Origin of the sequence: Shewanella canadensis, assembly GCF_003966225.1 — a bacterium.
GTDB lineage: Bacteria > Pseudomonadota > Gammaproteobacteria > Enterobacterales > Shewanellaceae > Shewanella > Shewanella canadensis.
Map to the genome: position 1 here is coordinate 405,179 of NZ_RXNU01000004.1, position 25,811 is coordinate 430,989.

20 protein-coding genes are annotated in these 25,811 nt (G+C 48.1%); 15 read left to right on the forward strand and 5 right to left on the reverse strand.

Going from position 1 to position 25,811, the window contains the following annotated elements:
• Window positions 1-156 precede the first annotated feature (156 nt).
• A complete protein-coding gene (locus tag EKG38_RS10175; protein WP_126520139.1) occupies window positions 157-864 on the forward strand; it encodes an SGNH/GDSL hydrolase family protein in 708 nt (235 codons plus the stop codon).
• A gap of 100 nt (window positions 865-964) precedes the next feature.
• On the opposite strand, the gene EKG38_RS10180 is transcribed toward EKG38_RS10175, so the two are convergent.
• Window positions 965-2,092 carry a patatin-like phospholipase family protein gene (locus tag EKG38_RS10180; protein ID WP_126520140.1) on the reverse strand — a complete coding sequence of 376 codons (1,128 nt, stop codon included), beginning with the start codon at window positions 2,090-2,092 and terminating at the stop codon, window positions 965-967.
• A 394-nt stretch (window positions 2,093-2,486) separates the two neighbouring features.
• Between EKG38_RS10180 and EKG38_RS10185 the strand changes: the two genes are divergently transcribed.
• A complete protein-coding gene (locus EKG38_RS10185; protein ID WP_126520141.1) occupies window positions 2,487-3,149 on the forward strand; it encodes a response regulator in 663 nt (220 codons plus the stop codon).
• Here EKG38_RS10185 and EKG38_RS10190 read toward each other — a convergent pair.
• The gene (locus tag EKG38_RS10190) at window positions 3,110-6,595 is read right to left on the reverse strand and encodes a hybrid sensor histidine kinase/response regulator (RefSeq protein ID WP_126520142.1); all 3,486 of its coding nucleotides are present in this window, start codon (window positions 6,593-6,595) and stop codon (window positions 3,110-3,112) included. The genes EKG38_RS10185 and EKG38_RS10190 overlap by 40 nt on opposite strands.
• A gap of 240 nt (window positions 6,596-6,835) precedes the next feature.
• Here EKG38_RS10190 and EKG38_RS10195 point away from each other — a divergent pair, with 240 nt between their 5' ends.
• From EKG38_RS10195 to EKG38_RS10230, 8 genes are all read left to right on the forward strand, one after another.
• Complete coding sequence (locus EKG38_RS10195; RefSeq protein WP_126520143.1) at window positions 6,836-7,876, forward strand: DcaP family trimeric outer membrane transporter; 1,041 nt, start codon at window positions 6,836-6,838, stop codon at window positions 7,874-7,876.
• Window positions 7,877-8,070: 194 nt separating this feature from the next.
• Window positions 8,071-8,868: an ABC transporter ATP-binding protein gene (locus EKG38_RS10200; RefSeq protein WP_126520144.1), complete on the forward strand. Its 798-nt coding sequence runs from the start codon at window positions 8,071-8,073 to the stop codon at window positions 8,866-8,868.
• Window positions 8,868-10,832 carry a long-chain fatty acid--CoA ligase gene (locus tag EKG38_RS10205; protein WP_126520145.1) on the forward strand — a complete coding sequence of 655 codons (1,965 nt, stop codon included), beginning with the start codon at window positions 8,868-8,870 and terminating at the stop codon, window positions 10,830-10,832. Before EKG38_RS10200 ends, EKG38_RS10205 begins: the two co-directional genes overlap by 1 nt.
• Window positions 10,829-11,722 (forward strand): branched-chain amino acid ABC transporter permease, encoded by an 894-nt coding sequence (locus EKG38_RS10210; protein ID WP_126520146.1) that lies wholly within the window; start codon window positions 10,829-10,831, stop codon window positions 11,720-11,722. The genes EKG38_RS10205 and EKG38_RS10210 overlap by 4 nt, the downstream gene beginning before the upstream one ends.
• 87 nt (window positions 11,723-11,809) lie before the next feature.
• Window positions 11,810-12,883 (forward strand): branched-chain amino acid ABC transporter permease, encoded by a 1,074-nt coding sequence (locus tag EKG38_RS10215; RefSeq protein ID WP_126520147.1) that lies wholly within the window; start codon window positions 11,810-11,812, stop codon window positions 12,881-12,883.
• Window positions 12,884-13,045: 162 nt separating this feature from the next.
• Window positions 13,046-14,293 (forward strand): ABC transporter substrate-binding protein, encoded by a 1,248-nt coding sequence (locus EKG38_RS10220; RefSeq protein ID WP_126520148.1) that lies wholly within the window; start codon window positions 13,046-13,048, stop codon window positions 14,291-14,293.
• A 50-nt stretch (window positions 14,294-14,343) separates the two neighbouring features.
• The gene (locus tag EKG38_RS10225; protein ID WP_126520149.1) at window positions 14,344-15,162 is read left to right on the forward strand and encodes an ABC transporter ATP-binding protein; all 819 of its coding nucleotides are present in this window, start codon (window positions 14,344-14,346) and stop codon (window positions 15,160-15,162) included.
• Between the two features lie 41 nt (window positions 15,163-15,203).
• Entirely contained in the window at window positions 15,204-16,448 is a 1,245-nt protein-coding gene (locus tag EKG38_RS10230) for a phenylacetate--CoA ligase family protein (RefSeq protein ID WP_126520150.1), read from the forward strand.
• Between the two features lie 157 nt (window positions 16,449-16,605).
• Here the strand turns inward: EKG38_RS10230 and EKG38_RS10235 are convergent, their stop codons facing one another.
• Window positions 16,606-18,315 carry a proline--tRNA ligase gene (locus tag EKG38_RS10235; RefSeq protein WP_126520151.1) on the reverse strand — a complete coding sequence of 570 codons (1,710 nt, stop codon included), beginning with the start codon at window positions 18,313-18,315 and terminating at the stop codon, window positions 16,606-16,608.
• Window positions 18,316-18,956: 641 nt separating this feature from the next.
• Here EKG38_RS10235 and EKG38_RS10240 point away from each other — a divergent pair.
• Complete coding sequence (locus EKG38_RS10240; protein ID WP_126520152.1) at window positions 18,957-19,328, forward strand: hypothetical protein; 372 nt, start codon at window positions 18,957-18,959, stop codon at window positions 19,326-19,328.
• A gap of 496 nt (window positions 19,329-19,824) precedes the next feature.
• On the opposite strand, the gene EKG38_RS10245 is transcribed toward EKG38_RS10240, so the two are convergent.
• The gene (locus tag EKG38_RS10245) at window positions 19,825-20,478 is read right to left on the reverse strand and encodes an ArsR/SmtB family transcription factor (RefSeq protein ID WP_246033128.1); all 654 of its coding nucleotides are present in this window, start codon (window positions 20,476-20,478) and stop codon (window positions 19,825-19,827) included.
• 106 nt (window positions 20,479-20,584) lie between these two features.
• Between EKG38_RS10245 and EKG38_RS10250 the strand changes: the two genes are divergently transcribed.
• The 3 genes from EKG38_RS10250 to EKG38_RS10260 all read left to right on the forward strand — a co-directional run bounded on the left by EKG38_RS10250 (window position 20,585) and on the right by EKG38_RS10260 (window position 22,622).
• Entirely contained in the window at window positions 20,585-21,160 is a 576-nt protein-coding gene (locus tag EKG38_RS10250; RefSeq protein ID WP_126520154.1) for a class I SAM-dependent methyltransferase, read from the forward strand.
• A 19-nt stretch (window positions 21,161-21,179) separates the two neighbouring features.
• Window positions 21,180-21,536 carry a DsrE/DsrF/TusD sulfur relay family protein gene (locus EKG38_RS10255; protein ID WP_126520155.1) on the forward strand — a complete coding sequence of 119 codons (357 nt, stop codon included), beginning with the start codon at window positions 21,180-21,182 and terminating at the stop codon, window positions 21,534-21,536.
• Window positions 21,537-21,848: 312 nt separating this feature from the next.
• A complete protein-coding gene (locus EKG38_RS10260; protein WP_126520156.1) occupies window positions 21,849-22,622 on the forward strand; it encodes a class I SAM-dependent methyltransferase in 774 nt (257 codons plus the stop codon).
• Between the two features lie 186 nt (window positions 22,623-22,808).
• Here EKG38_RS10260 and xseA read toward each other — a convergent pair whose 3' ends face one another.
• Window positions 22,809-24,137 carry an exodeoxyribonuclease VII large subunit gene (xseA, locus tag EKG38_RS10265; protein WP_126520157.1) on the reverse strand — a complete coding sequence of 443 codons (1,329 nt, stop codon included), beginning with the start codon at window positions 24,135-24,137 and terminating at the stop codon, window positions 22,809-22,811.
• A 121-nt stretch (window positions 24,138-24,258) separates the two neighbouring features.
• Between xseA and guaB the strand changes: the two genes are divergently transcribed.
• A complete protein-coding gene (guaB, locus tag EKG38_RS10270; RefSeq protein WP_126520158.1) occupies window positions 24,259-25,731 on the forward strand; it encodes an IMP dehydrogenase in 1,473 nt (490 codons plus the stop codon).
• Window positions 25,732-25,811: the final 80 nt, after the last annotated feature.

Below are 25,811 nucleotides of genomic sequence, written 5' to 3' on the forward strand. Positions count from 1 at the left end.
TGTTGGTATTACAGGGGCGATATGTGCGTAGAGTCACCTTAATATTAGCGGAAGCCGCCGGTGGCCGCGGTGGTTGTCTCGGAGATAATGGAGAAGGCTGAACACTTTTTGTTGCACATCTGCACTGTTGCAGAGATAGGTATAGGAATAAGGGGTATGTTGCACAATTTTATATTAATCTTGCTGGCGCCCTTGTTGGTATTACAGGGGCGATATGTGCGTAGAGTCACGCCCAAGCTACCGGAAGCCGCTGGTGGCCGCGGCGGTACTCTTGGTGAGGGGAGGCGACTTAGGGTGCTCGTGGTGGGCGATTCGGCTGCAGCCGGCGTCGGTGTCGATACTCAATCCCAGGCCTTGTCCGGTTGTCTGACGCGTGAGCTTGCCAGACAGTATCGGGTTGACTGGCTGCTTGTCGCTCAGTCCGGTAATAGAACGGAGGATCTTATCCACACGCTGAAGCAGTTAGACCCCTGCGAGTTTGATGTGGTGTTAATCTCTTTAGGGGTCAACGATGTGCTCAGTCCGTTATCGGTGAGCCGCTGGATAGCGCAACAAGAGAGTTTGATTGAGCTGCTAAAGACGCAATTTGCCGTGAAGCACATTTTACTTACCCGCGTTCCTCCGATGAATCAATTTCCGGCCCTGCCGCAGCCATTGAGATGGTGTTTGGGACAAAGGGCTAAGGCATTCAATATCCGTCTCACTGAGCTAAGCCTGGGTGATGATGACTGCGAGCTGGTTAATATTGAACAGGCCTTAGAACGTCAGGATATGGCGGTGGATGGTTTTCATCCCGGTGGCAGGATATATCGGGTGTGGGGTAAGAGCGCCGCTGGTTTGATCGCCCGGCGCGCCGATCTATAGCGCTGAACAGTTTCTGAGATCAGTTGCTGCTATCGGTTTACAACAAGAATCGACCGGGCTAACTATTCCAAACAATCTATTCCAGAATATTTATTCTGAGCTATTTATCTATCTCAAAAAAGTCCCGGATCTCATCGATCTGACACATGGCATCCTGATAACCTAAATCGATAAGTGCACTGCAGTAAGCCTTTTCGAATAGCAGGTAGGAGACGATACTCGAATCTGTCTGTTGCTTAATCCCTAAGGGTCTCAGCATAGACTTAACCGCAAAGGGCATCTCATGATAATACTGGGAAGCCAATTGACTGAGATCCTCACTGGGTTTGATGACTAAGGTTTCAATATTAGTCAGCGGGAGCTTTTCGCAATCCTCTTTGGGGATGAGGGAGAGGGTGTTGTTGACCCGCTCGAGCCGTTCGAGATCGCTGTTAAGCGTGTCTGAAAAGATGGTATCGAGCAGGTGACCTGTAATCGTCGCGGTTTTGGGGTGATGCTCTAACTCTTGGGGCATCTGTTTATGCGGACTCTCGAGGTTGATCACCATGATTTTTTTTGCCCCTAAGTGAATAGGGCTGCTCAATGGCGCGAGTTGGTGCACCGATCCGTCTCCGTAATAACCCTGATTGAGCTTAATCGAAGGAAATATGAGTGGGATGGCACTGCTTGCCAGCAGGTGCTCTGTATTGAGCTGGGTTCTTTGTCCTCTTCGTCTATCCCTGTGCCACTCCTTGATATCTCGACTGGCTTGAAAAAAGGTGATCGATCGTGACGTGTTATAGCACGAAGCATCTATGCTGAGGGCGTTAAGTGCACCGCTGGCAATATTTCTGTCTATTCGAGCAAAATTGATCAGCTGATTGAGTTGCACTCGCAAGGGGTCGCTATTAAACAGGCTGCCCGCATTGGTGTTTACCCTATCCTCCTGAATACTCATCAGTAACATCCTGCTTAAATGGGCCAAGATACCGACCGCCGATGAGCTGTAAATTTTACCGGTATGAAAATTACGCCATACCCATTCCAGTTTTCGAACGCCGAGGTGGAAGCAGGAGGCATGGGTCGCAATCGAGGTGCCATTGATGGCCCCGGCCGACGTTCCACAGATGATTTTAAATGGGATCCCATGATTTCTGGGGTAGAACTGCACTATCGCTTTAAGCACACCGACCTGATATGCCGCACGCGCACCACCACCGCCAAGAACTAATGCTGTTTTATCAGGCAAAGTAATCTCCTAATAGTCAATGCGTTGTGTTGAAAAACCGTTGTGTTGAAATCATGGTAACCTCAATCCAGAATATGTGAGACTTTGTTAATGTACAAGTGGCTGTGGGAAATTTAATCACTTTTCAGGTTGTTGGACCCTTTTCTAAGCCACCATCAATGCTGAAAAAGCTAGCCAGGCCGATAAAACAGGCCTGATTCGATACTCAGGATCTAGTTAATAAGTCTATAGCCGATGTCGCTAAGTGTGCAGTTTTTGTCTTTTATATTGAGCTATCTTATTGTAATTAGATGGGGTTGTTCTATTTTGATATCAATATCATCCCCGTTACGCCCGGTTGTTATTCTCAGGGTTTGCGTTAGACTGAATTTCGCTCATTAACGAGGAGTTAACAATTTTGCAGCCACTTAAAATAATAATAGCTGATGACCATCCACTGTTTCGCCAAGCCTTAATCAATATATTAGCGCCTAATTTCGACGATGTGATCCTCTATGAAGCAGAAACCATTGTGGAGTTAGACCAGCTATTATCCGAGCATGATGATGCGGATCTATTGCTGCTCGATTTGAATATCCCTAAAGCTCATGGTTTCAATACCTTAATCAGTATCCGAAACTGTTTTCCTCAGATGGGGGTGATCGTGATCTCGGGTCAGGAAGATAAAGTTACCGTGTCCAAGAGCATGTCTTTTGGGGCCGCAGGATTTATTCCCAAGTCGACTACGGCAGCTATGATGTTAGCGGCGATACAGAGCGTACTAGCCGGTAAGCAGTGGCTACCCGAAGGTTGCAGCGACTTTGATGCGGTAGAAGCCGATAGTATGAGCAGTAAGATCATGAGCCTTTCACCGCGTCAACATCGAATTTTAATGATGTTTGCCGATGGAATGTTAAATAAACAGATCGCTTACGATCTCGGGCTATCGGAAGCCACTATCAAGGCTCACGCCAGCGCGATATTTTTAAAGTTGGGAGTTCATACCCGTACTCAGGCGGTGATAGCCATGAGTCAACTTCAGCTGGATAAAGCCACTTTCTCGCTCGAAGCGCAGTAGTTTTTGCGTAAGCTTTGCGCCAGTGTCGCACTCATTAATGCCCTCAATGCTATAGGCTTAATGATTTTACGCAGGTAGCCATAACCCATCGCCTTCGCCTGCTGAACCACGGCCTCATCTATGGTCGCGGTGATTAATATACCGGGCAGGGGCAGATCTGATAGCCCTTGTAGCTCTTCCATCAGGGTGAGTCCATCCAGGCTGTCATCGAGTTGATAGTCCACTAGCATGATATCTATCTCACTGGCGTGTTTCTCAAGTTGTCGCTTGGCCTGCTGCACTGAGTTTGCGCCGTAGACCTTACATCTCCAGCCACTGAGCAGCTCCGTCATGCCGGCGAGCACATTGGGGTCATTGTCGATACACAGCACATTGACGCCATGCAGAGTTAAGATGTCGGCTTCACTCTTCTCTATCTGGGCGGCCATCGGCGCCGCGATATCTAAGGTGAGACTAAAGATACTGCCTTGACCGACACGAGAAGAGAGGGTCAGCTGCTGCTTTAATAGTGAGGTCAGTCCCTGAGCGATATTGAGTCCCAGACCTAGCCCGTTGACCCCCAGATGACCGGAGGGCTGTAGGCGGGTAAATTGTTCAAATATCACCGCTTGTTTATCCAGGGGGATCCCGGGTCCATTATCTACGACTTGAATCTTGAGTTTGCTGCCATGTCGGCGACAGCCCAGAAGAATTTTCCCCTCTCCGGCATACCTGAAGGCATTACTTATCAGATTTTGCAAAATTCGCCTTAGCATCACCTTATCGCTTGAGACCCAGATCCCGGTATTGATATGACGGAACTCCACATTAGCGCTTGCGGATATTGCGCCGTACTCATCGACGATGGAGTCTAAAACCTCCTGAAGTGGAAAACGCTCAATTTCGGGAACCAGGGTGCCACTCTCGATGCGAGAAATTTCATTGAGATCCAGCAGCAACTCATTGGCCACTTTAAGGGAGTTATCGATGTAACCTATCTGCTGCTTCTGTTTTTCAGATAGCTGACTGCTCTGTACAAAAGCGGAGGAGAACAGGCGCGCCGCAGACAGAGGCTGCAGCAGATCGTGGCTGCAGGCCTTCAGATACTGACTCTTCTTCTGGTGGGCTTGCTCCACTTTTTGAATCGCATCGGCAAGCTCTGCATTGGTTTGCTCCAGACTCAGGTTCGCCTGTTCCAGTTTCCTGGTGCGTTCATAGACCCGGGCTTCGAGATCAAGATTTTTCTCTTTCAGTAACTTTTCGGCTTCCCGGTACATGGTAATGTCCGAGAAGATCATCACAAATCCGCCATCTGGAATGGGATTTCCTTCAATACGAATGGTCTTGCCATCGCCCTGGACCCGCTCGGTACTATGGCGGCTACCCTGACGTAAAAACGTCAGTCGTCGTTCGACTTTCTGTCCGATATTCTTATTGAACTTGCCCCCATGACTCAGGTTGTACTGGATGAGCTGCTTTACCGGACAGCCGATATAGATGAGGTCATCCGGGTAGTCGAACAGCTCCAGATAATGCTTATTCCAGGCAACCAATTTAAGATCGCTATCTATTACCGATATTCCTTCACTGGCGTTTTCGATGGCGCTGTGAAGTACCGAACGGCTGAACTCCATTCTGTGGCTGGAGGCATCTTCGACAAGCTGCGCGACCTCGTTGATGGCTATGTCCCGGCCATTAAGGGCGCAGGAGATCACCAGACGGGCAGAAGCCGAGCCCATCACACTCGCCAGCATGTTTTCGGTATAAAAAATAAGTGCCTGATTATGGCTGTTCTTGTTTGAGGGGAGCGATTCTTGCTGGCTGAAAAAATCCCTGAACCCTTGCTCGGCTCGCTCTTCACCCACGAAACGAGCAACCAGCAATTCGAGATCTTTAGGTTTGATATTTTTTTGGATCCCGGAGGGCAAATTATCGATATCCGGTCTCTGAATAAAGTGCTCGTTCTGCATCTGCTCATGTACGCTCTGCCTGGTGAGCAGTGAAACCAACCACAGCATAAGGATGTTGACGAGCAGGCCTATCAGGGTTGCCATGGTCGTCATCGAATATTCGCTGCCGGCCAGTGGATGAGGGTAAAAGCCCAGTTGAGGGAGCATATTGAGTACAAGCCAGAGGCTGAAGCCACTGGAGATCCCTAAGATAGCGCCGACCAGCGTCACCCTTCGCCACAAGAAGGCGGCAAACAGGGTCGGACCTATCTGGGCTATGGCACCGAATGCGACTTCACCTAAGGAGGCAAGCGTGTCAGGCGGTGCCAGTAAAAACATACCGTAACTTAAGAAGATGACAAGCAACACCAGGGCCTTACGTATACTCAACAGGTGTGAGCGAAAGCGGTGAAAGTTGGTACTTTGAATATTGCTGAATTTAAACAGGGTCGGGAATACCACTTCATTACTCAGCATGGTGCTCAAGGCTATCGTGGAGATGATGACCATGGAGCTTGCCGCAGAAATAGCGCCCAGAAAACTGAATAACCCCAGCCAGGCCTGACCATTGAAGGCTGGCAGAAACAGCACATAGGCATCACTCTTGAGTGAATCACCATAGAGCAGGTTACCGGCCTGTCCCAGCGGGGTGGCGAAAAATGCGAACACTAAAATGTAAATCGGGAAGGTCCAGCGACTCCATATGGCATGTTTCTGCTCTTTTAATTCGACGATGAGTACCTGAAATTGTCGGGGCAGACAGAGAAATGCGGAGAGGACGATAAAGAGCAATCCAAACATTGAGACCAGATTCGGGTAATTAAACTCGGTTGATGCCGGTAAGCTCTCATTCGCTAAGTTCCATATTTGCAGTGGAGAGTCGAACAGAAAAAATGAGACAAATATACCGACAGTCAGGTAGGCGATGAGCTTGACGAAGGACTCGAAGGCGATCGCTAACATCATTCCCGGGTGGCGTTCGGTGACGTCGATGGCCCTGACCCCGAAGATGATGGTAAAACCTGCCAAAATAACACTCACCACGCCGCCTATCTGCCACGAAGACATGAGATGATCTTGGCGCAAGATCTCGTAGGAGTTCACGATGGCTTTCAGTTGCAGGGCGATATAGGGCAAGGTGCCAAACAGGGCGACTAAGGTCACGATGAAGGCCAGCAGTTGTGATTTTCCAAATCGGGCCGCGAGCAGATCGGCGATAGAGGTGATGTTAAGCTTGAGGCTGACGCGTATCAGCCGTTGAATAAATGGCCAGGCAAAAATAAACAGCAGTATGGGAGCAATATACACCGGCAGGTATGAAAATGAGTTACTCGCCGCCTGCCCGGCGGTCCCTAAAAAACCCCACGAGGTGCAATAGACTCCCAGAGAAAGCGCATAGATAACCGTGTGTTGTCGATTAACTAGCCTGTCCCGGTACCTGTCACCCAGAAAAGCCATCAGGAAGAGTAAGCCAATATAGCTGATACTTATGGTGACTAACAGCCAGTTGGGAAACATACGCTTTAATGAACCTTATTATGAGTTTCTGTCCATCGATACGAAGTCAAAAAACCTGTTTGTTATAAAATTTAACATATCATATTTCCACGGTTATTTATCTCTAATTACTATCGACTTAAGTCTTAGTCCCTTCGTCTTGCGACTTATGGATTAAGACTGCTGCACTAATACCTATTCCCAATTGAGTCAATGTCGAGAATTCTCCATCTTGGCTGCAGACATTAAAGGGGATAGAAGATGCTAATTTCTAAAATTAAAAAAATCGCGATAGCGGGTTCCATGTGTGTTTGCGCCAGTTCAGCCATGGCGGGATACGACTTCGAAGTGGGTGAAGATGGCAAGATTAGCTTTGGTGGTTACATCAAGGTCGATGCACGTTATGTCAGCGGTGATGTCGCCTATCGGGATTTTTGGATAGGTACGGGTACACCGCTTTCTGAGGACGCATCGCAGTTCAGAATTTTTGCCAATGAGTCGCGATTCAATACCAAATATGTTCATGGGGATGTGACCGGCTTTATCGAGATGGATTTTCTCGGAGGCGGCGGTAACCAGGTGGTCTCGAACTCGGCCAACCCCCGTATTCGTCACGCTTTCATCAAATACAAAGGGATCACCGCAGGCCAGACATGGACCACGTTCATGAATACCAGTGCGATTCCTGAGACCGCAGATTTTGCAGGGGCAACCGTAGGATTGGCCTTCATTCGTCAAGGGCAGGTGCGTTTCGATGCCGGTAATTTCCAGATCTCTATCGAAAACCCTGAGAGTGTCGGTGGCGATACCGCCAACGATGATCTCCCGGATGTCATTGCTCGCTACAACATTAAGGGCGACTGGGGCAACGTGTCTGTATCGGCATTGGGCCGCAGTCTCAATACGACTATGGGCAATAGTGAAACGGCGTTAGGTGGTTCGATAGCCGGCCGTATCAAGACCTTTGGTAAAGACGATTTCAGGTTTCAATTCCATGAGGGTGAAGTGGGCCGTTATGTCGGCGTAGGTACCGCCTCAGATCTTATCGGAGAGGAGGTTGAAAGTACCACCTCCTATCTTGCTGCATACCGCCATTACTGGACCGACACCCTAAGAAGCACCGTCCTGTACGGCCGTGTAGAAACCGATATTGCGGATGCAGAGCGCACTCAATGGAGTGTCAACCTGTTCCAAAATTTGACTCCCCAACTTGCCGTCGGATTTGAAGTCGGCAACTTTGAAATGGGCGATAAGAATGTTGACTCTGATTATGCACAGCTATCGATGAGATACGCACTCTAAACGCTCCATTTTGGGGTGGGGCAACCCACCTCTCTTTTTAGATACATCGCTTTAAGAACGACTAGCGCTATTGCGAGTGGCCAGGCAAAAGTTAACCCTGCTTCTCTCAAGCGATACAGGGCTAGTGTCAATCAGCACTGTGACATCACTATTGTGTCGTTAATGAATGGAACTTAAGTTCAAGGAGTACGGGTGTGACAGAAACTATCCTGAAAATAGACCAGATATCCCTCGCATTTGGTGGTGTTAAGGCACTGACGGATGTGAGCTTTGATGTAAACAAAGGCGAAGTCTTTTCCATCATTGGCCCTAACGGGGCGGGAAAAACATCGATGTTGAACTGCATCTCCGGCCGTTATCGCCCTAATAAAGGGGCCATTCATTTTGATAACACCGATGTGACCAACTTAAGGCCCAATGACAGGGCCGATCTGGGCATTGGCCGCACCTTCCAGAATCTCGCCCTCTTTGGTCACATGTCGGTGTTGGACAACATCATGGTTGGCCGCCATCACCTGATGAAGAATAACTGGTTAACCGGCCCCCTCTACTGGGCATCTCCGGCGCAAAAAGAGGAGCTGACTCATCGCCGACAAGTTGAAGAGATCATCGACTTTCTGGATATCTCCCATGTGCGTAAATCGATGGCAGGTACACTTTCATATGGCCTGCGTAAACGCGTCGAGCTGGCCCGCGCTATCGCCCTGAAGCCCAAACTTATTTTGCTCGATGAACCTATGGCCGGAATGAACCTGGAAGAGAAGGAGGACATGGCGCGCTACATACTCGATCTCAATGAAGAGTTCGGTATCACAGTGGTCATGATTGAACATGATATGGGCGTGGTGATGGATATCTCTCATCAGGTCATGGTGTTGGATTTTGGTAAGAAACTCATCTGTGGTCTTCCCGATGAGGTGATGGCAGATGAACATGTGAGACAGGCTTACCTTGGATTAGAAGAAAACGAGCAGTTACAGGAGGTGGGCTAATGAATATGCCAAGCCAAGCGTCATCCAATCGATTCGATATGGGCGACATGGATACTTTTCCAAAAATCCTCAGGCATAACGCCACACTCTGGCCCGATGATATTGCCATGCGGGAGAAAGAGTTCGGGATCTGGAGTGAATTTAGCTGGTTAGATTATCACAACCGGGTGAAATGGATGACCCTGGCCCTGTCATCTATGGGTATCGAAGCAAACAGCACCATAGCCCTGCTGGGAGACAACAGACCCGAGTGGGTATGGGGTGAAGTTGCGGCTCATGCCATGAGTTGCTTCTCTCTGGGGGTCTATCAGGACTCATTGCACGAAGAGGTGGCCTATCTTCTCAACCGAAGCAATGCCAGTGTGGTCATTGCCGAAGATGAGGAGCAGTGTGACAAGCTACTTGAGCTCGAAGATAGTATCCCCAGTGTCAGATATATCGTCTATTGCGACCCACGAGGCATGCGCAAATATGATGACCCACGGCTTATCAACGTCGAAGATATTTATGCGTTGGGCCAGCGAATCGATAAAAAGACGCCCAGGCTCTACGATGCATTCGTAGATGCGGGCAAGGCCGAGAATATCGCCATCTACTGCACCACTTCCGGCACCACCTCGAAACCAAAGATTGTGCTGCTTCAAGGCAGTAAGTTTATCGACCACTGCTGCTCATACTTGCGCGCCGATCCGCGTGCGCCGGGTGACAACTATGTCTCCGTATTGCCTCTTCCCTGGATCATGGAGCAGGTGTATACGGTGGGCCAGGCGCTGATCGCCAGGCAGATAGTCAACTTTGTCGAAGAGCAGGAGACCATGATGGCCGATCTGCGTGAAATAGGCCCCAGCTTTGTCCTGCTGGCCCCCAGAGTATGGGAAGGCATATTGGCCGACGTGCAGGCGAGAATGATGGACTCCTCCCGTCTGAAGCAGGCGCTGTTTAATTTCGCCATGAACAGGGCGCAGAAAAGTTTACAGCAAGGGAGAAAGTCCCGTTTGGCCGATCTTATATTGATGAGGGCGCTGCGAGACAGACTCGGTTTCTCATTCCTGAAATCCGCTGCGACAGGTGGCGCCGCCATGGGCCCGGATACCTTCAGGTTCTTCCAGAGTATCGGTGTACCACTGCGTCAACTCTATGGTCAGACCGAGATGTGTGGGGCATACACGATTCATCAGGAAGACGATGTGGATTATGACAGCGTCGGTGTCGCTTTCGATAGCGCCGAGGTCAAGGTTATCAATTGTGACCGTGAAGGGGTGGGCGAGGTGATCGCCAAAACCTTAGGCATGTTCAATGGCTACCTGGGTGATCAGGAGGCGTTTGACGAAGACGTGAAACAGGGATGGATGCATACGGGAGATGCGGGCTATTTTAAGCCGTCGGGGCACCTTGTGGTTATCGACAGAATTAAAGATCTGGCCAAAACGAGCCAAGGTATTCAGTACTCACCTCAATATATAGAGAACAAGCTTAAGTTCTCCTCCTTTATCGGAGAGGCGGTGATCCTTGGCAAAGAGAAACCCTATCTGTCGGCCATCTTATGCATACGTTTCAGTATCGTATCTAAGTGGGCCGAGCAACGCGGCCTCGCCTTTACCAACTACACCAACCTGTCATCGCTGCCCGAAGTCTATGAAAAGTTGTCTGAGGAGATTGAGATAGTGAATCAGTCACTACCGGATGCCCAGAAGATCAGTAAATTTATCCTGCTCTATAAGGAGCTCGATGCCGATGATGGCGAGTTAACCCGTACCCGCAAGGTCAGGCGTGGTGTGATAGCCGATAAGTATGGCGACATCATCTCATCTATTTATAACGATGCACCTCATGTGGATATCGATACTGTGATCACCTTCCAGGATGGCAGTAAGTCCCGAATTCAGACCCAGCTTAAGGTGGCATCGGTTATCGAGACGACAAGCGTATCCGAGACAGAAATAGAGCAAAGGAGAGCGTCATGAATTTTGAATTACTACTGCAACTCATCATCAACGGCCTGATTGTCGGCCTCTTGTATGGCGTTGTGGGCATGTGTTTTGTCTTGGTCTATAAATCGACTCAGATTGTTAACTTCGCCCAGGGAGAGTTCCTGCTGGTGGGGGCTTGGGTGTGTTGGGCGTTCCTAGTCTATATGGAGCTGCCATTCGTAGTTGGTTTTGTGCTAACTCTCTGTTTTATGGCCCTGTTTGGTGTGTTGCTACAGATGATAGTCCTGCGCCCCATGATAGGTGAGCCCATTATCTCGGTCATCATGGTGACGATCGGCCTGTCGATATTTTTTCAGTCATTAACGAAATGGATATTTGGCGTTTCACCGCAGAGCTATCCCAAGGTCTTCGATACTCACTCAATCTCGATCTTTGGCCTCAACGTTGAACTGGCTTATCTGATGAGCACCATCATAGCCCTGTGCATCATGGTGGGTTTCTTCTTCTTCTTTAAATACTCAAAGCATGGTCTGGCGATGCGGGCGACGGCGTTCGATCAGCAGGTGGCTCAGAGCCTGGGGATCTCGGTTAAGCAGGTCTTCGCCATGAGTTGGGGCATTGCGGCCACGGTTTCGGCAACGGCGGGCGTGGTGATAGGCATGGTTAACGGGGTATCAGACTCATTGTCTGCCATCGGTATCAAGGTGTTCCCGGCGGTGATATTGGGTGGATTAGACTCCATCGTGGGTGCCATCGTGGGCGGTGTGATCATCGGCGTTCTAGAGAACGTTGCCGAGTTCTTCGACAGTCAGTACTTACACATAGGCAACATGTATGACATAGCGCCGTTTTACGTGCTGTTAGTGATCCTCTGGTTTAAACCCTATGGCCTGTTTGGTACACGGGATATCGAGCGTATCTAGGCTCGTGTGAAGACATTCTCAGGTAAATTCAAGCTCGAAATATAAACAGGCCCTAGCAGGCTGTAAATACAGTTCAAGGAGTTTTTTATGTCTAGTTTGGCAATGCGTCCATGCGGGGATTTCAGGACCAGTTACAAGAAAGACAACACGATATTTGAGACCAAGACAATACGATTGATGGCCATACTAGCCATCGCAGCCGCTTGTCTGGCACCTCTGGTTTTGGATGGCTACTTTTTAACCCTGTTTATCCAGATCTCTTATCTGGGAATAGCGGCGCTGGGACTCAACATCTTAGTGGGTTTCACCGGACAGATATCTTTGGGTCATGGTGCCTTCTTTGGTTTCGGTGCATTTGCATCAGCTTGGCTCAATACCAGCTTCAATATCCCGGTAGCCCTGTGCATCCCCTTGGCAGGCTTCTTAACTATGGCAGTAGGCATGTTATTTGGTATGCCCGCCGCACGTATTAAGGGACTTTACCTGGCGATTGCGACTTTGGCGGCCCAGTTTATTATCGAAGACTTTTTTGCCCGGGCTGATTGGTTCTCCGGTGGTTCATCGGGCTCTATGGCGGCGCCGGTGAACCTGTTCGGTTTCGAGTTCGATACAGACCAAAGCTTCTACTATATCGCCCTGTTCGCCCTGATCTTTATGTATATCTGGGGCTGTAACCTGATGCGCAGCCGGGATGGTCGTGCGTTTGTGGCGGTACGTGACCACTATCTTTCGGCCGAGATCATGGGGGTGAAGTTAAACAAGTATCGCCTACTGTCATTTGGCATCTCCTCTTTCTATGCGGGGATCGGCGGGGCGCTATACGCGCACTACCTTGGTTATGTGTCGGCAGAAGGTTTCACCATTTTTATGTCGATACAGTTTCTGGCCATGATCATCATCGGCGGTCTGGGCTCGATTAAGGGAACCTTGATGGGGGTCATCTTCATGGTGCTTCTGCCTGAGATGTTGGAGACGGGCGTCGGCCTGATGAAATACACCGACTGGGGCAATATCCCTATGGTGACCGACGGTCTGGCCTACATCAAAGAGATGGCAATCGGTCTGGTGATCATCCTGTTCCTTATTTTTGAGCCAGAGGGACTCGCCCATCGATGGGCGCAAATAAAGAACTATTGGAAATTTTATCCATTCGCTTACTAAGAGGTCCGTTCGTTTCAAGCAGTGTAAAAGCAAGCCGCAGAAGGACTTTGTTAAGTAGCCGAAGCCATTTGCTAACGATTAACTCGTAACTATAAGTTTCAACTACAAACTTCTAACTATAACAAGTACCGGCTATCAGCCACTATTTTGAAGGAATATGACATGTATAAAAAATTGATACTCGCCTCATCCATCACAACTGCCATTTGTGGTGTTAGTAGCCAGGTCAGCGCCGAGGAGTCTATTTTCGTCGGCCATCTTGCCGATATGTCCGGCCCGACAGCATTTGTGGGGAAACCCTACGCCGATGGGGTGAGAGATTCACTCGCCTACATCAACTCCCATGGTGGCATAAGTGGGACTAAGCTCGAATATGAGACCATAGATTATGGCTACAAGGTGCCTCAGGCTATCGCCTCATACAAAAAGTGGCAGTCACGTAAGAATATGGTGGCGATGCAGGGCTGGGGAACCGCCGATACCGAGGCACTTATCTCTTTTGCCGCTAAAGATCATACGCCTATCTTCTCCGCTTCCTACTCGGGACATCTGACCGATCCTAAGGGACTTAACCCCAACACCAAAAAGCCTGCGCCTTACAACTTTTTCTATGGGGCGTCCTATTCCGACTCTTGCCGTGGTCTGGTTCAGTGGGCCGCCAAAGATTGGCAAGCCAAAGGGGTCAAGGGTAAGCCTAAATTTACCCATATCGGTGCTAATCACCCGTTCCCGAACGCGCCTAAGGCCGCTTGCGCCGAATATGCCACTGAGCTTGGATTTGAGGTACAGCCTGCTGTCGTTATTTCGATGAAGCCCGGAGATTTTAAGGCGCAGTGCCTGAGCCTGAAGAGCTCGGGAACTAACTATGGCTATATCGGTAACTTAGGTGGCTCGGTGCAGTCACTGGTTAAATCCTGTAATACGGTTGGTACCGAGATCCAGTTTATGTCCAATATCTGGGGCGGTGACAAGCTGGTATTTAAAGCGGCAGGCGAGGGGATTAAAGATTATATCTTTCCGACCATGACGCCATTTTGGACCGATGAAGTACCGGGCATGAAGTTGGTGCGTGAGATCTCAAAAATGTCTGACAGCTCAGGCAGTAAAGAGCGTCTGCACCATTACATTCGCGGGATCTGCTCAACCTTCTTTATGAAAGAATCGATGGAGTGGGCCAAGGCAAACGGCGGTGTAACCGGAGAGAACGTCAAAAAAGGCATGTATGCCCAGAAAAACTGGGTGCCTAAGGGGCTAGAAGGGGTGTGTCTGGCAGCGACCTGGACGCCTGAAGATCACCGTGGCATCAACCAGGTGAATATCTATAAGGGTAACTTCAATGGCGGCGATATTCGCGTCGAGAAGGCCGACCAGGTGACCCTTGAACGTCGTGTTGACTGGTTAGGTTATTAATCTTATTGGGGCGTAATTTAATTGCGCCCCCCATTTTTTAGGGGGTATGTATGGCACAAGCAGCACAGATCCAAAAGACGCCACCCGTGTTATCCATCAATAATATCGAAGTTGTCTACGATGATGTTATCCAGGTACTCAGAGGCGTGAGCATTGAGGTTCCGCAAGGCAAGATAGTCACTCTTTTAGGGCCAAATGGCGCCGGTAAGTCCACCACGCTTAAGGCCATTTCCGGATTACTGAGAACAGAAAATGGCGATGTCACCCGGGGCGATATTCGTTTCATGGGTCAGCAGATAGATAAAAAAAATGCCGATGAAATTGTTCGCTCCGGTGTATTCCAGGTGATGGAGGGACGCCGTATCGTTGAAGATATGACGGTGATTGAAAATCTTAAGCTAGGTGCTTATACCCGAAGTGATAATATGATTAATCAGGATATCGAGATGGTATTCAGTTATTTTCCTCGCCTCAAGGAACGTACGGGGCTGGCCGGATACCTCTCCGGCGGAGAGCAACAGATGCTCGCCATTGGCCGCGCCCTGATGGCGCGCCCTAAGATGATCTGCCTCGATGAACCCTCGATGGGGTTATCACCCCTGTTGGTGAAAGAGGTGTTCGGGATCATAGATAAGATCAACAAGGATCAGGGGATCACTATGCTGCTGGTGGAGCAAAATGCCAATTATGCCCTGAAGGCCGCCGATTACGGCTATATCATGGAGTCCGGAAAAATCGTATTGGACGGGACCAGCGAGCAACTGTTGAGCAACGAAGATGTGAAAGAGTTCTACTTAGGTGGCGGTAACGAGAAGAGAAAAAGTTTCAAGAATTTAAAGTCTTATAAGCGTCGTAAGCGTTGGCTGTAACCTTGGCTGTATACAAAGAAGGATGATAAGAGGATGGTGTTATGAATAGCGTATATGATCCTAAAGAGCTGCAGAGTCAGACCAGACGAGAGGGTGACCTGCTCGCGCGTTTACCGATTCTTCTGGCTTATGCCAAACAAACGTGTGACCACTATCGGCGTACACTCAGTGATATCGATGTGACCGCTATTTCGAGTCGGCAGTCATTAACCTCTCTGCCTGTCACAAGAAAATCGGACCTGATTGGCCTGCAGGCCAAGAACATGCCGTTTGCCGGGCTTAATGCGTCAAGCTCGACGCCGAGCCGAATTTTTCAATCTCCCGGCCCTATCTTTGAGCCCGAGCATGATAGCAAAGACTGGTGGCGAATGGGCGCCGCCTTCTACGCAGCAGGTTTTCGCGCGGGAGATCGGGTGCAAAATTGTCTCTCTTATCATCTCAGTCCCGGCGGTTTTATCATGGACTCGGGGGCTAAGGCTTGTGGCTGTACGGTGATCCCCGCCGGCCCGGGGCAAACGGAGCAGCAGCTGGATATTATCGAGCTGCTCAGACCCGAGGGGTACAGTGGCACACCATCATTTCTGAATATTTTACTGCAGAAGGCGAAAGAGCAGGGACGGGATATCTCCCCGATTAACAAGGCGCTGGTATCGGGTGAAGCATTGACACCGTCACTGCAAGCCACATTTACCGCAGCGGGAATATCGGTAAGTCAGGCCTACGCGACCGCCGATATAGGTTTAATCGCTTATGAGACTTGCCCGGACAGTGGTTTGGTGATCGCCGAAGATATTCTGGTTGAAATTGTCAGGCCTGGTAGCCAGGAGGTCGTCGCCGATGGTGAGGTTGGTGAAGTGGTGGTGACCAGCTTTAATCCTGATTACCCCCTGATCCGCTTCGCCACCGGCGATCTGTCTTCAATCATGCCGGGAGCCAGCCCGTGCGGCAGAACTAATACACGCATCAGAGGCTGGCAGGGACGCGCTGACCAGACTACTAAGGTCAAAGGGATGTTTGTCCATCCCGAGCAAATCGAACGTGTCAGGCTATCTCATTGCGAGCTAACTAAGGTGAGGTTAGTGGTGACCAATATCGATGAAAACGATCAGATGACCCTATATTGCGAGGTGAGTGATGCCGAGCGCACTGATTTCGAGTGTAGTGATATCGATATGGCTCGAGTTGCACAGACGATGAAGGCCATCACTAAGCTCACGGGTTATGTTGAGTTTGTCGGCTCGGGCAGTCTGAGCGATGACGGTATCGTGATTGAAGATCAGCGATAACCTGGCTGCTTAGCGAACGTTTAGAGCTCGCTTGAAGCATAAAAAAACGCCCTCAGGTTCAGACCTGAGGGCGTTTTTACTGACTCTTGTTTTAAGTCGTTTTAAGCCACTAAGCTTAAGTCGTTTGACTTTGAGCAAGTGGCTTAGACTAAGTTTATTACTTAGCAGACTTAAGGAAGTCGATAATTTGATCGAATGGGATCTCTTGCTTCTCACCCGTGCGGCGGTTCTTATATTCGAACACACCGTTATCGATATTACGATCGCCAATCACGACAACGTGTGGCAGACCGACAAGTTCCATATCGGCAAACATCACACCGGCGCGCTCTTTACGGTCGTCGAATAACACTTCGAAGCCTGCGTCTTGCATGTCTTGATAGAGCTTCTCAGCCATATCTTTAACACGATGAGACTTATGCATGTTCATCGGTAAGATACCGACTTTGAACGGAGCAATCGCATCGGGCCAGGTGATACCACGGTCATCGTGGTTTTGCTCAATCGCAGCGGCAACTATACGGCTAACGCCAACACCATAACAACCCATCAATAAGGTTTTCGCCTTACCATTTTGGTCGAGTACATTGGCGTTCATCGCTTTAGAGTAGTTATCACCCAGCTGGAAGATATGACCCACTTCGATACCGCGAAGCAGTGCAATAGTACCTTGACCACAAGGGCTGGCTTCGCCTTCGATGATGTTACGTAGATCGAATGCTTCAGTCTCAGGAAGATCGCGTTCCCAGTTGATGCCAAAGTAGTGCTTATCATCTTGGTTTGCACCGGCGCCGAAATCGCTCATCACTTTAACGCCATGGTCGATATAGACAGGGATCTCGAGGCCGACAGGACCGATAGAACCAGGGCCTGCACCAATAGCCTTACGGATATCGGCTTCGTCTGCAAACTCAAACGGAGCCAGTACCGCAGGGATCTTCTCGGCCTTGACTTCGTTAAGGTCATGATCGCCACGAACCACAAGGGCGACCAGAGGTGCCTCTTCGGTCGCGCCTTTTACGATAAGGGTCTTAATGGTCTTTTCGATGGCGATGCCGTGATGCTCAACCAACTCGGCGATGGTCTTAGCATTGGGAGTGTTAACCAGGCTCATCTCAAGCGTAGGTGCTTGACGAGTCTCAGTAGGCATCGGCGCTTCGGCTTTTTCGATATTGGCCGCGTAATCGCTCATCGTCGAGTAGGCGATCAGGTCTTCGCCACTGTTCGCCAGTACGTGGAACTCGTGTGACATGCTGCCACCGATAGAACCGGTATCGGCAATTACAGGACGGAACGAGAGTCCCATGCGAGATAGAATATTGTTGTAAGCCTGGAACATAGACTCGTAAGTCTCGTCCATGGTCTCTTGATCTAAGTGGAAAGAGTAAGCGTCTTTCATCAGGAATTCACGTGAACGCATCACACCGAAGCGAGGACGTACTTCATCGCGGAACTTAGTCTGGATCTGGAACAGATTCAGTGGCAACTGCTTATAAGAGTTAACCTCTTTGCGCACGATATCCGTGATCACTTCTTCGTGAGTCGGGCCAAGAACGAAGTCACGGTTATGGCGATCCTGGAAACGAAGTAGCTCGGGACCAAATTTTTCGAAGCGACCCGTTTCAACCCAAAGGTCAGCAGGCTGAACCATCGGCATCAGGATTTCAACAGAACCGGCTTTATTCATCTCTTCACGGACGATAGCTTCTACCTTGCGCAGTACACGAAGTCCCGTCGGCAACCAGCTGTAAAGGCCTGAAGCGTTACGACGGATCATGCCGGCACGTAACATTAATTGATGACTGATCACCTCTGCATCTGCAGGGGTCTCTTTTTGTGTTGAAAGCAGGTACTTGCTAACGCGCATTACCGATATCCAGTTGTTGAAATAAATAGGGCGACATTTTAGCATCTGTGGGGTTTCTGTCTACCAAGTTTATTGCCCCTTGGGATGAAGGGGCGTTTCATTTTTTATTGGTTACTCTTGGTGTGATGGGTATTGGAAAGTTTTTTGAAGGTCGTACCTTCATTGGGGGTTATAGCTTGCAGCTGGCTTATGTGCAGTTACGCCTTGGGACGGTGAATAGAAACCTGAGGTTTCTGAGCTCATGAACGAGAGGCATGGATGCCGAACTGGCTCTTAGATATGGATATCGTTGTGAACCCATCCTTGGGCGCTCTGCGATTTCATCCCTGAAATCGAAGCCCTCAAGCTCACTTATCACCGATTATCTATGTTTCTTCGATTCCAGCTTTAAGGTGAGAAGTTGTGATTCTTGCCAAATAAGACGCGATAAAAAGATGCTTAAATAAGTTACACAGGTCACATAAAGAAGGAGGTATTTTCTTATCTGGTAACTCTTGTTGGGGGTTCTGAATTTCGTAAACTGATAATCCATTTACAACAAGCGCTTAGTGGTGTTGGTTAAGCCGTAATAACCAAGCAGACGGGAACGTTATCCTGCTGCTATTATTGAATAAGTTGTTAGTTGCAAAAGGAGTCTGCGCATGAGTCTACTTATCATTGTATTTGGATTTTTGATTGTAATAGCTGGAACAATACTAACTGTTAATCCAAAGGTGATTATTGATTTTCTGGAGTCCAATAAAGAAAAAGTATGGATTCATATATTAGCTGTTGTCGTAAGAGTGATTCTTGGTATCTGTTTAATATTGCAGTCAAATATATCCAAGTTTCCAATCATAGTTGAGATATTTGGTTGGCTTTCATTAACCGCAGCGATACTTATAACAGTAATTGGCCGTAGCAGCTTTCAACAGTTAATGAATTGGGTTATTACTAAGGTTAAACCATATGCTCGTTTGGGCGGATTAGTCTCCACGGGATTTGGTGTTTTTCTTATTTATGCTTTTATCTAAAGTAAGAGTTTGTCAACGTAACAAGGTAATAAATAAGGATAAAAACAGTTCTATGTTTTCGTTCATTAACATTTTAGCAAACAATTTTTCTCCCATTATTAGGGCGTTGGTATGTTTAGACAGAATATGAGCGAAATCCCAGGTACAAAAGGTTACGGTAGATTTGTTAGTTGTTTTATCGAAAGTAGCCAGTCATTAAGCTTCAATGAAGCCTGCAAAGACTTCATTGACTTTTTGCCTCCTCTCTCAGGGCGAGTTCGGGATGGAGGCGCGTATTAAATATTCAGTTCTCCCAATAACATGGCTAAATGGTAGTTTGCCAATGATAGAGTGCCTGAGATCTTATCAAAGTAAATTCGATTTAATTCTCGTCATTGGAGTTTGGTATCATCTTAATGAAGCTGAGCGAGCACTGGCAATGGAACTTCCTGTATTTCACTGAGGCGATGCCGTGCCGTGCATCAACTGCTGGCAGCACGGGTTAAGGTATGAGCTGCTATAAATTAATGGGGAAGCCGGCACTTTTCCATTCGGGGAAGCCATCCTCGAGTCGTCGTGTTTGAAATCCCTTAGAACGCAAAAATTCTACTGCTTCAAAAGCCAGAATACAGTGTGCGCCGCGGCAGTATGCGATAACCTCTTGGTTAGGTTCTATTGCAGAAAACTGCTTCTTAAGCTCTTCGACCGTAAGGTTAATAGCTCCGGGCAGGTGCCCCGATGCGTACTCTGCCGAAGGACGAACATCAATCACAGTGACGGAGCCTTCTGATGCCCTTTTTAATAATTCTTCACGGGGAATAGGCTCCATCTCATCTTTAGAGTATAAATAAGCATTAACTAATTCTTTTACCTCAGTAATATGGCTTTCCGCAACACGCTTCATGCTCGCCATCAGCTCTACAACACCATCTCCCTTCAAACGATAGAAGACGCGTTGGGCTTCTTTTCGAGAGGCAACTAACCCTGCGAGCCGTAGTTGCTGAAGGTGATGTGAAGTGTTGGCTACGCTCAACCCCATGACATTTGCAAGATCATCGACGGAGTATTCACACTGGGCTAAAAACTCAAGCATTTCCAGGCGGTTTGGGTTACTCATAGCCTTGGCAATGACAGAAAACTGTACATTGAGGGACTTCTTAAACTGGCTCATTTTATTTATCTCTTTAGTCATTGGCTTATTGTATTCAAAAGAGTACTTGAATACAAAATTATTGACGTGATAACCTTATTCAAAAGATTGTTTGAATAAGGTTGATATGAAAGCGCGTGAAAGTGGAATGCCAGAAGAAGATAGCTGGGCTAGCTTTTTTGAGGTGGACAAGGCTATAGCAAGGTTACTTCCCAAAGATACTCTTAACGGTGATTGGGTTGAATTTGGTTGTGGATACGGCACCTTTACATTGCCTGCAAGTCAACGCATTGCCGGCACATTAAAGGCGCTGGATATCGAACCGGAGATGATCCACGCAATAGAGCAATTAAGTGCGAAGCATTGTCTTAACAACATTGAGGTCGAACAACGCGATTTTGTGCAGTTTGGCACTGGCTTAGGCGATCAAACTCAATCAGGAGCCATGATCTATAACTTATTGCATCTCGACGGTCCGGTCGATTTACTCAAGGAAGCTTATAGAACGTTAAAGGTTGGAGGTTGTCTCTCAGTGATCCATTGGAGAGGTGATATACCGACACCTCGAGGTCCGGCCTTGGAGATCCGCCCAAGCCCGGAGCAGTGCTGCGAATGGATAGAGGCGGCTGGCTTTAAACATATTCAAGCGATTGATTTAGCTGATTGTTGCCCCTATCACTTCGGCTTGCTTGCATGGCGCTAAAATAATACCGGGAAACTATATGAAAAATCTTATAATTTTTAATCGTGAACCCTATGATACTACCGATGTAACCTGGAATGGACTTCGGTTAGCCAACAAGTTAATTGAAGGGGGGGAGGAGTTGAGAATTTTTCTGATGAACGATGCCGTTGATATGGCTCGGGATGTCTGTAAGCCACCAGAAAATTATGATCAAGATCTTGGACAAATGCTTAGGGAGTTAATTGTCAGTGGAGCGAGTGTAAAGGTTTGTGGCACCTGTATGGCGCGCTGTGGCATCTTTAAGAATCAACCTTATTTTGAGGGTGCAGAGCAATCAACAATGCAAGAGCTGTCTGATTGGGTTATAGATAGCGACAAGGTCATTAGCTTCTAAGCAACACCTGCTCATTAGTATGCGATGAGCTGGCGCTATACTGAGCGAGGGAATTTATCCTTCGGGTGTTGCGAAGAACTGTGAACGGACAAGGCTGTTTTATTAGTTGAGATATCAAATATGAACACTTCGATTGTATGCAAGGATATACAGAGTATATCCTCTATTTAAAGCGAGTAAATGGGTGACTAATCGTGCTTTACTTGGTAGATAATCCCAGCAATAGTATTCAATGGAGTTTTAGCCGCTTGCTTTGCAGCTCAAATCTATTGCGACTAAGGTTAGCTATTCTAAATCAGCAAAGGAAAACCCATGAGTATCATAAAGGTCAAGACGAAGCTTGATGAGTATAGATATAGAGCTAAGTCTGCTGATATCAATGAATTATCAGGCCGTACTAACAGAAGCGATATAACTCATTTTGTTAATGGTGAAATTGCCAAACGCATGGAATTTAAACAGGGTGATATTGTAGTCGACATTGGGTGTGGCGATGGTACATTGCTAGAAATTGCTGAAAGCGAAGGCAGTTTTGGTATCGGGATATTACCAAGTGAAGAAGAGGTTACTCGAGTTCGAGATAGATTTTTAACAAATTCTGATCGAATTAAAATTGAGCAAGGGCTAGCGTCAAAAACTGAATTGCCTGACGAAGTGGCTAATAAAGTCGTGTGTAATGGCGTGTTTCTTCTTGATGAGGAAGATGTCAATCTTGCGTTAAAAGAGATAAGTAGAATTACAAAGCCAAACTCATTTGTATACATTGGAGAGTTATGCTTTCGGGATGAAACTGAAGGTAAGAATTATGGTGATTCAATATTAAAGTGGTTATTGTGGGTTCTATGGAATCAAGGGGGAGGCGAATTCCTGTCGCGATTAAAACAGACTCTACGAGCTATTTTTACGACAGAACAAATGCTTATTCTTCCGAAAAGTCATTATTATTGTACTCCTGAGGAGTTTATATCCAGAGCTAAGTCATTTGGTCTTAATATTAATGAACATTTTCCACACAAATCTATATCTTTAAATAATGAAGTTATAAAAAGTTCCAGCAGACAAGATTATATTTTCATTAAGGTCTAGCAAGCTCTTATCCCAAACCAATTTTACATGCAGATATGACACCCTATCGAAGAGAAAAACATCTAGGTGTAAACGCGGCTATTGCCGTCCGTGGCATAGATGTTACAGACGACAATAGAGACTCTTTCTGTATTGGAGATAATGAGTACACACAGATTTGAAAACCTGTTACCCGATAAGGCGGCCTCAGAGCACTTTAGATTTCAGCTCACCATCGAGAAGTCGTGTAGTGATCGTATCGCCGGCCTGAGTGTCTTTGGAGCTCAGTAGTACCTTTCCGCTTTCATCTTGGGTGATACTGTAACCGCGACTAAGAGTGGCCAGTGGGCTAACCGTTTCCAGCTGATGTGCGCTGTTTTTAAGGCTCATCTCGACCTCGTTGAGTTTTCCCTTTATGCCTTCATTTAAGCGTGCGGTCAGATAATCGAGGCGCGTCGACTCTAACGTTAATCGGTGCTGCGGGGATTGCTGATTAAGCCTGTGGCTTAAATTCTGCTGCTTAAGCGTTGAGTTATGCAATTTGTCATTGAGTGCGGCGTTGAGGCGTATCTGCATCTCATCGAAGCTCTGCTGAAACTGCTCCAGTTTCCGCTTAGGATCTTGTCTGTGGAGACGATTTTCCAGCGAGCGGGTGCGCTGCTCGGTCTTTAACTGGTAATGTTGCCAGCTCTGTTTAAGGCGCGCGACGAAGATGGCGAGCTTTTCAGATTTATTCCCGGCATCTCCAGAGAGGAGCTCTGCGCCAGCTGATGGCGTAGGGGCTCTGACATCGGCCACATAGTCACAGATAGTCGTATCGACTTCGTGACCAACGGCAGAAACGACGGGAAGGGCACTGTTATATATCTCATGGGCGAGGTCTTCACTATTGAAGCACCAAAGGTCTTCCAATGAGCCGCCACCTCGGGTCAGTAGCAGTACATCGACCTCCTGCCTTGCGTTGGCGATTTGGATAGCCTTGCAGATGCTTTTTGACGCCGACTCGCCTTGGACCTGAGTCGGGTAGATGATGACTTCGATGCTGGAGTCACGCCTTGCCAGTACATGAAGTACATCTTTTATCGCCGCCCCCGTTGCCGAGGTGATCACGCCAATTTTTTGAATGTTCGTCGGCAGTGAGCGCTTAGTGTCGGCCGCGAAGAGCCCTTCTGCGGCCAGCTTCATCTTGAGCGCTTCATATTGCTGCGCGAGCAGACCGTCTCCGGCGGGGAGCATGGATTCGATAATGAGCTGGTAGTCGCCCCTGGGTTCGTAGACGCTAATAGAGCCTTTCACCAGAACCTGTTGGCCATTGACTGGCTTAAAGGTGACGGAACGATTTCTGCCCTTAAACATGGCCGAGCGGATCTGAGCGAAGTTATCCTTGAGAGTCAGATACCAATGCCCCGAACCGGGGGCGGAAAAGTTTGAGATTTCGGCATTTAGCCAAATTTTACCCAGTTCACTTTCGAGTAATTGACGCACTTCGCCATTGAGGCGGGAAACGGTGTAAACATTATTTTTTGGCATTTTCATACTAATTTAGCGGCTAATAGCACTTTTTTACCATTTTCCATTTACCAAGGCGAATATGCAAGGTATAATCCCTCCGCAATATTTCACCTCCAATCCTACCTCTATTGGGAGATGTTGCAACATGTTACGTTTAAAAAAAGATGCCCTTACCTTTGATGATGTGTTACTCGTTCCTGCACATTCGACTGTACTCCCTAATACTGCCATTCTCAAAACTCGTCTGACTAATAAAATAGAACTCAATACCCCTATAGTCTCTGCGGCTATGGATACCGTGACCGAAGGGCGCCTGGCGATTGCTATCGCACAGGAAGGTGGTTTAGGTTTTATTCACAAAAATATGACGATTGAGCAGCAGTGTGAAGAAGTTCGTAAAGTGAAAAGCTATGAAGCCGGTATTGTTCAAAAGCCTGTTACTGTTACGCCTACAACGACACTTGCCGACCTTAAAGTGTTAACTATAAAGAATGGTTTCGCCGGTTACCCTGTTGTTAACGAAGCGCATGAACTTGTCGGTATCATTACCGGTCGTGACGTTCGCTTCGTGACTGACTGGAGCCGTAAAGTCGATGAGGTGATGACACCGAAAGACCGTCTGGTCACAGTGCCGGAAGGGACTAAGCTAGATGAAGTTCAGAAACTTATGCATTCTCATCGTGTTGAGAAAGTACTGGTTGTCGATGGTGATTTTAAGCTTAAGGGCTTGATTACGGTCAAGGATTTCCAAAAAGCCGAGCGTAAACCTAATGCATGTAAAGATGAATTAGGTCGTCTGCGTGTCGGTGCCGCCGTTGGCGCCGGTGCCGGAAACGAAGAGCGTGTCGACGCCTTAGTTCTAGCTGGTGTAGACGTTCTGCTTATCGATTCCTCTCATGGTCATTCTGAAGGGGTTTTACAGCGTATCCGCGATACTCGTGCTAAACATCCTGAATTACAGATTGTTGGCGGAAACGTTGCAACTGCTGAAGGTGCTCTTGCCTTAGTCGAAGCTGGTGTTAACGCTGTCAAGGTGGGTATTGGCCCTGGCTCTATCTGTACTACCCGTATCGTTACCGGTGTTGGTGTACCACAAATTACCGCCGTTTCTGACGCCGCCGCCGCCGTTAAGCACTTAGATATCCCTGTTATTGCCGATGGCGGAATTCGATTCTCAGGTGACTTGGCCAAAGCATTAGCCGCAGGTGCATCTTGCATCATGGCTGGCTCCATGTTCGCCGGTACCGATGAGGCGCCGGGTGAAACTGAACTTCATAATGGTCGTGCCTATAAGTCATACCGCGGTATGGGGTCGTTAGGCGCCATGAATCAGACTCAAGGTTCATCAGACCGTTACTTCCAGAGTGATAATGCCGCCGACAAGCTGGTACCCGAAGGTATCGAAGGTCGTGTTGCTTATAAAGGTAAGCTTAAAGAGATCATTCACCAGCATATGGGCGGTCTGCGTTCTTGTATGGGCCTCACTGGCTGCGCAACAATTAAAGAGCTGAATGAAAAAGCTGAATTTGTAAAAATTACCTCTGCAGGCATGGGTGAGTCACACGTTCATGATGTGACCATCAGTAAAGAAGCCCCGAACTACAGTCCTGGTTCATAGGAACTGGTGATAATGGGCGACGGTGTGTCGCCCATTCTTTATCCCCCTTTTATGCCAATCTTAGTGTTATTCATATAACC

Coding starts and splice junctions, on each gene's coding strand:
- EKG38_RS10175 (WP_126520139.1), top strand. CDS start 157: ATGTTGCACAATTTTATATTAATCTTGCTGGCGCCCTTGTTGGTATTA.
- EKG38_RS10190 (WP_126520142.1), bottom strand. CDS start 6,595: ATGTTTCCCAACTGGCTGTTAGTCACCATAAGTATCAGCTATATTGGC.
- EKG38_RS10195 (WP_126520143.1), top strand. CDS start 6,836: ATGCTAATTTCTAAAATTAAAAAAATCGCGATAGCGGGTTCCATGTGT.
- EKG38_RS10205 (WP_126520145.1), top strand. CDS start 8,868: ATGAATATGCCAAGCCAAGCGTCATCCAATCGATTCGATATGGGCGAC.
- EKG38_RS10210 (WP_126520146.1), top strand. CDS start 10,829: ATGAATTTTGAATTACTACTGCAACTCATCATCAACGGCCTGATTGTC.
- EKG38_RS10215 (WP_126520147.1), top strand. CDS start 11,810: ATGTCTAGTTTGGCAATGCGTCCATGCGGGGATTTCAGGACCAGTTAC.
- EKG38_RS10220 (WP_126520148.1), top strand. CDS start 13,046: ATGTATAAAAAATTGATACTCGCCTCATCCATCACAACTGCCATTTGT.
- EKG38_RS10225 (WP_126520149.1), top strand. CDS start 14,344: ATGGCACAAGCAGCACAGATCCAAAAGACGCCACCCGTGTTATCCATC.
- EKG38_RS10230 (WP_126520150.1), top strand. CDS start 15,204: ATGAATAGCGTATATGATCCTAAAGAGCTGCAGAGTCAGACCAGACGA.
- EKG38_RS10235 (WP_126520151.1), bottom strand. CDS start 18,315: ATGCGCGTTAGCAAGTACCTGCTTTCAACACAAAAAGAGACCCCTGCA.
- EKG38_RS10240 (WP_126520152.1), top strand. CDS start 18,957: ATGAGTCTACTTATCATTGTATTTGGATTTTTGATTGTAATAGCTGGA.
- EKG38_RS10245 (WP_246033128.1), bottom strand. CDS start 20,478: ATGAGCCAGTTTAAGAAGTCCCTCAATGTACAGTTTTCTGTCATTGCC.
- EKG38_RS10250 (WP_126520154.1), top strand. CDS start 20,585: ATGAAAGCGCGTGAAAGTGGAATGCCAGAAGAAGATAGCTGGGCTAGC.
- EKG38_RS10255 (WP_126520155.1), top strand. CDS start 21,180: ATGAAAAATCTTATAATTTTTAATCGTGAACCCTATGATACTACCGAT.
- EKG38_RS10260 (WP_126520156.1), top strand. CDS start 21,849: ATGAGTATCATAAAGGTCAAGACGAAGCTTGATGAGTATAGATATAGA.
- xseA (WP_126520157.1), bottom strand. CDS start 24,137: ATGAAAATGCCAAAAAATAATGTTTACACCGTTTCCCGCCTCAATGGC.
- guaB (WP_126520158.1), top strand. CDS start 24,259: ATGTTACGTTTAAAAAAAGATGCCCTTACCTTTGATGATGTGTTACTC.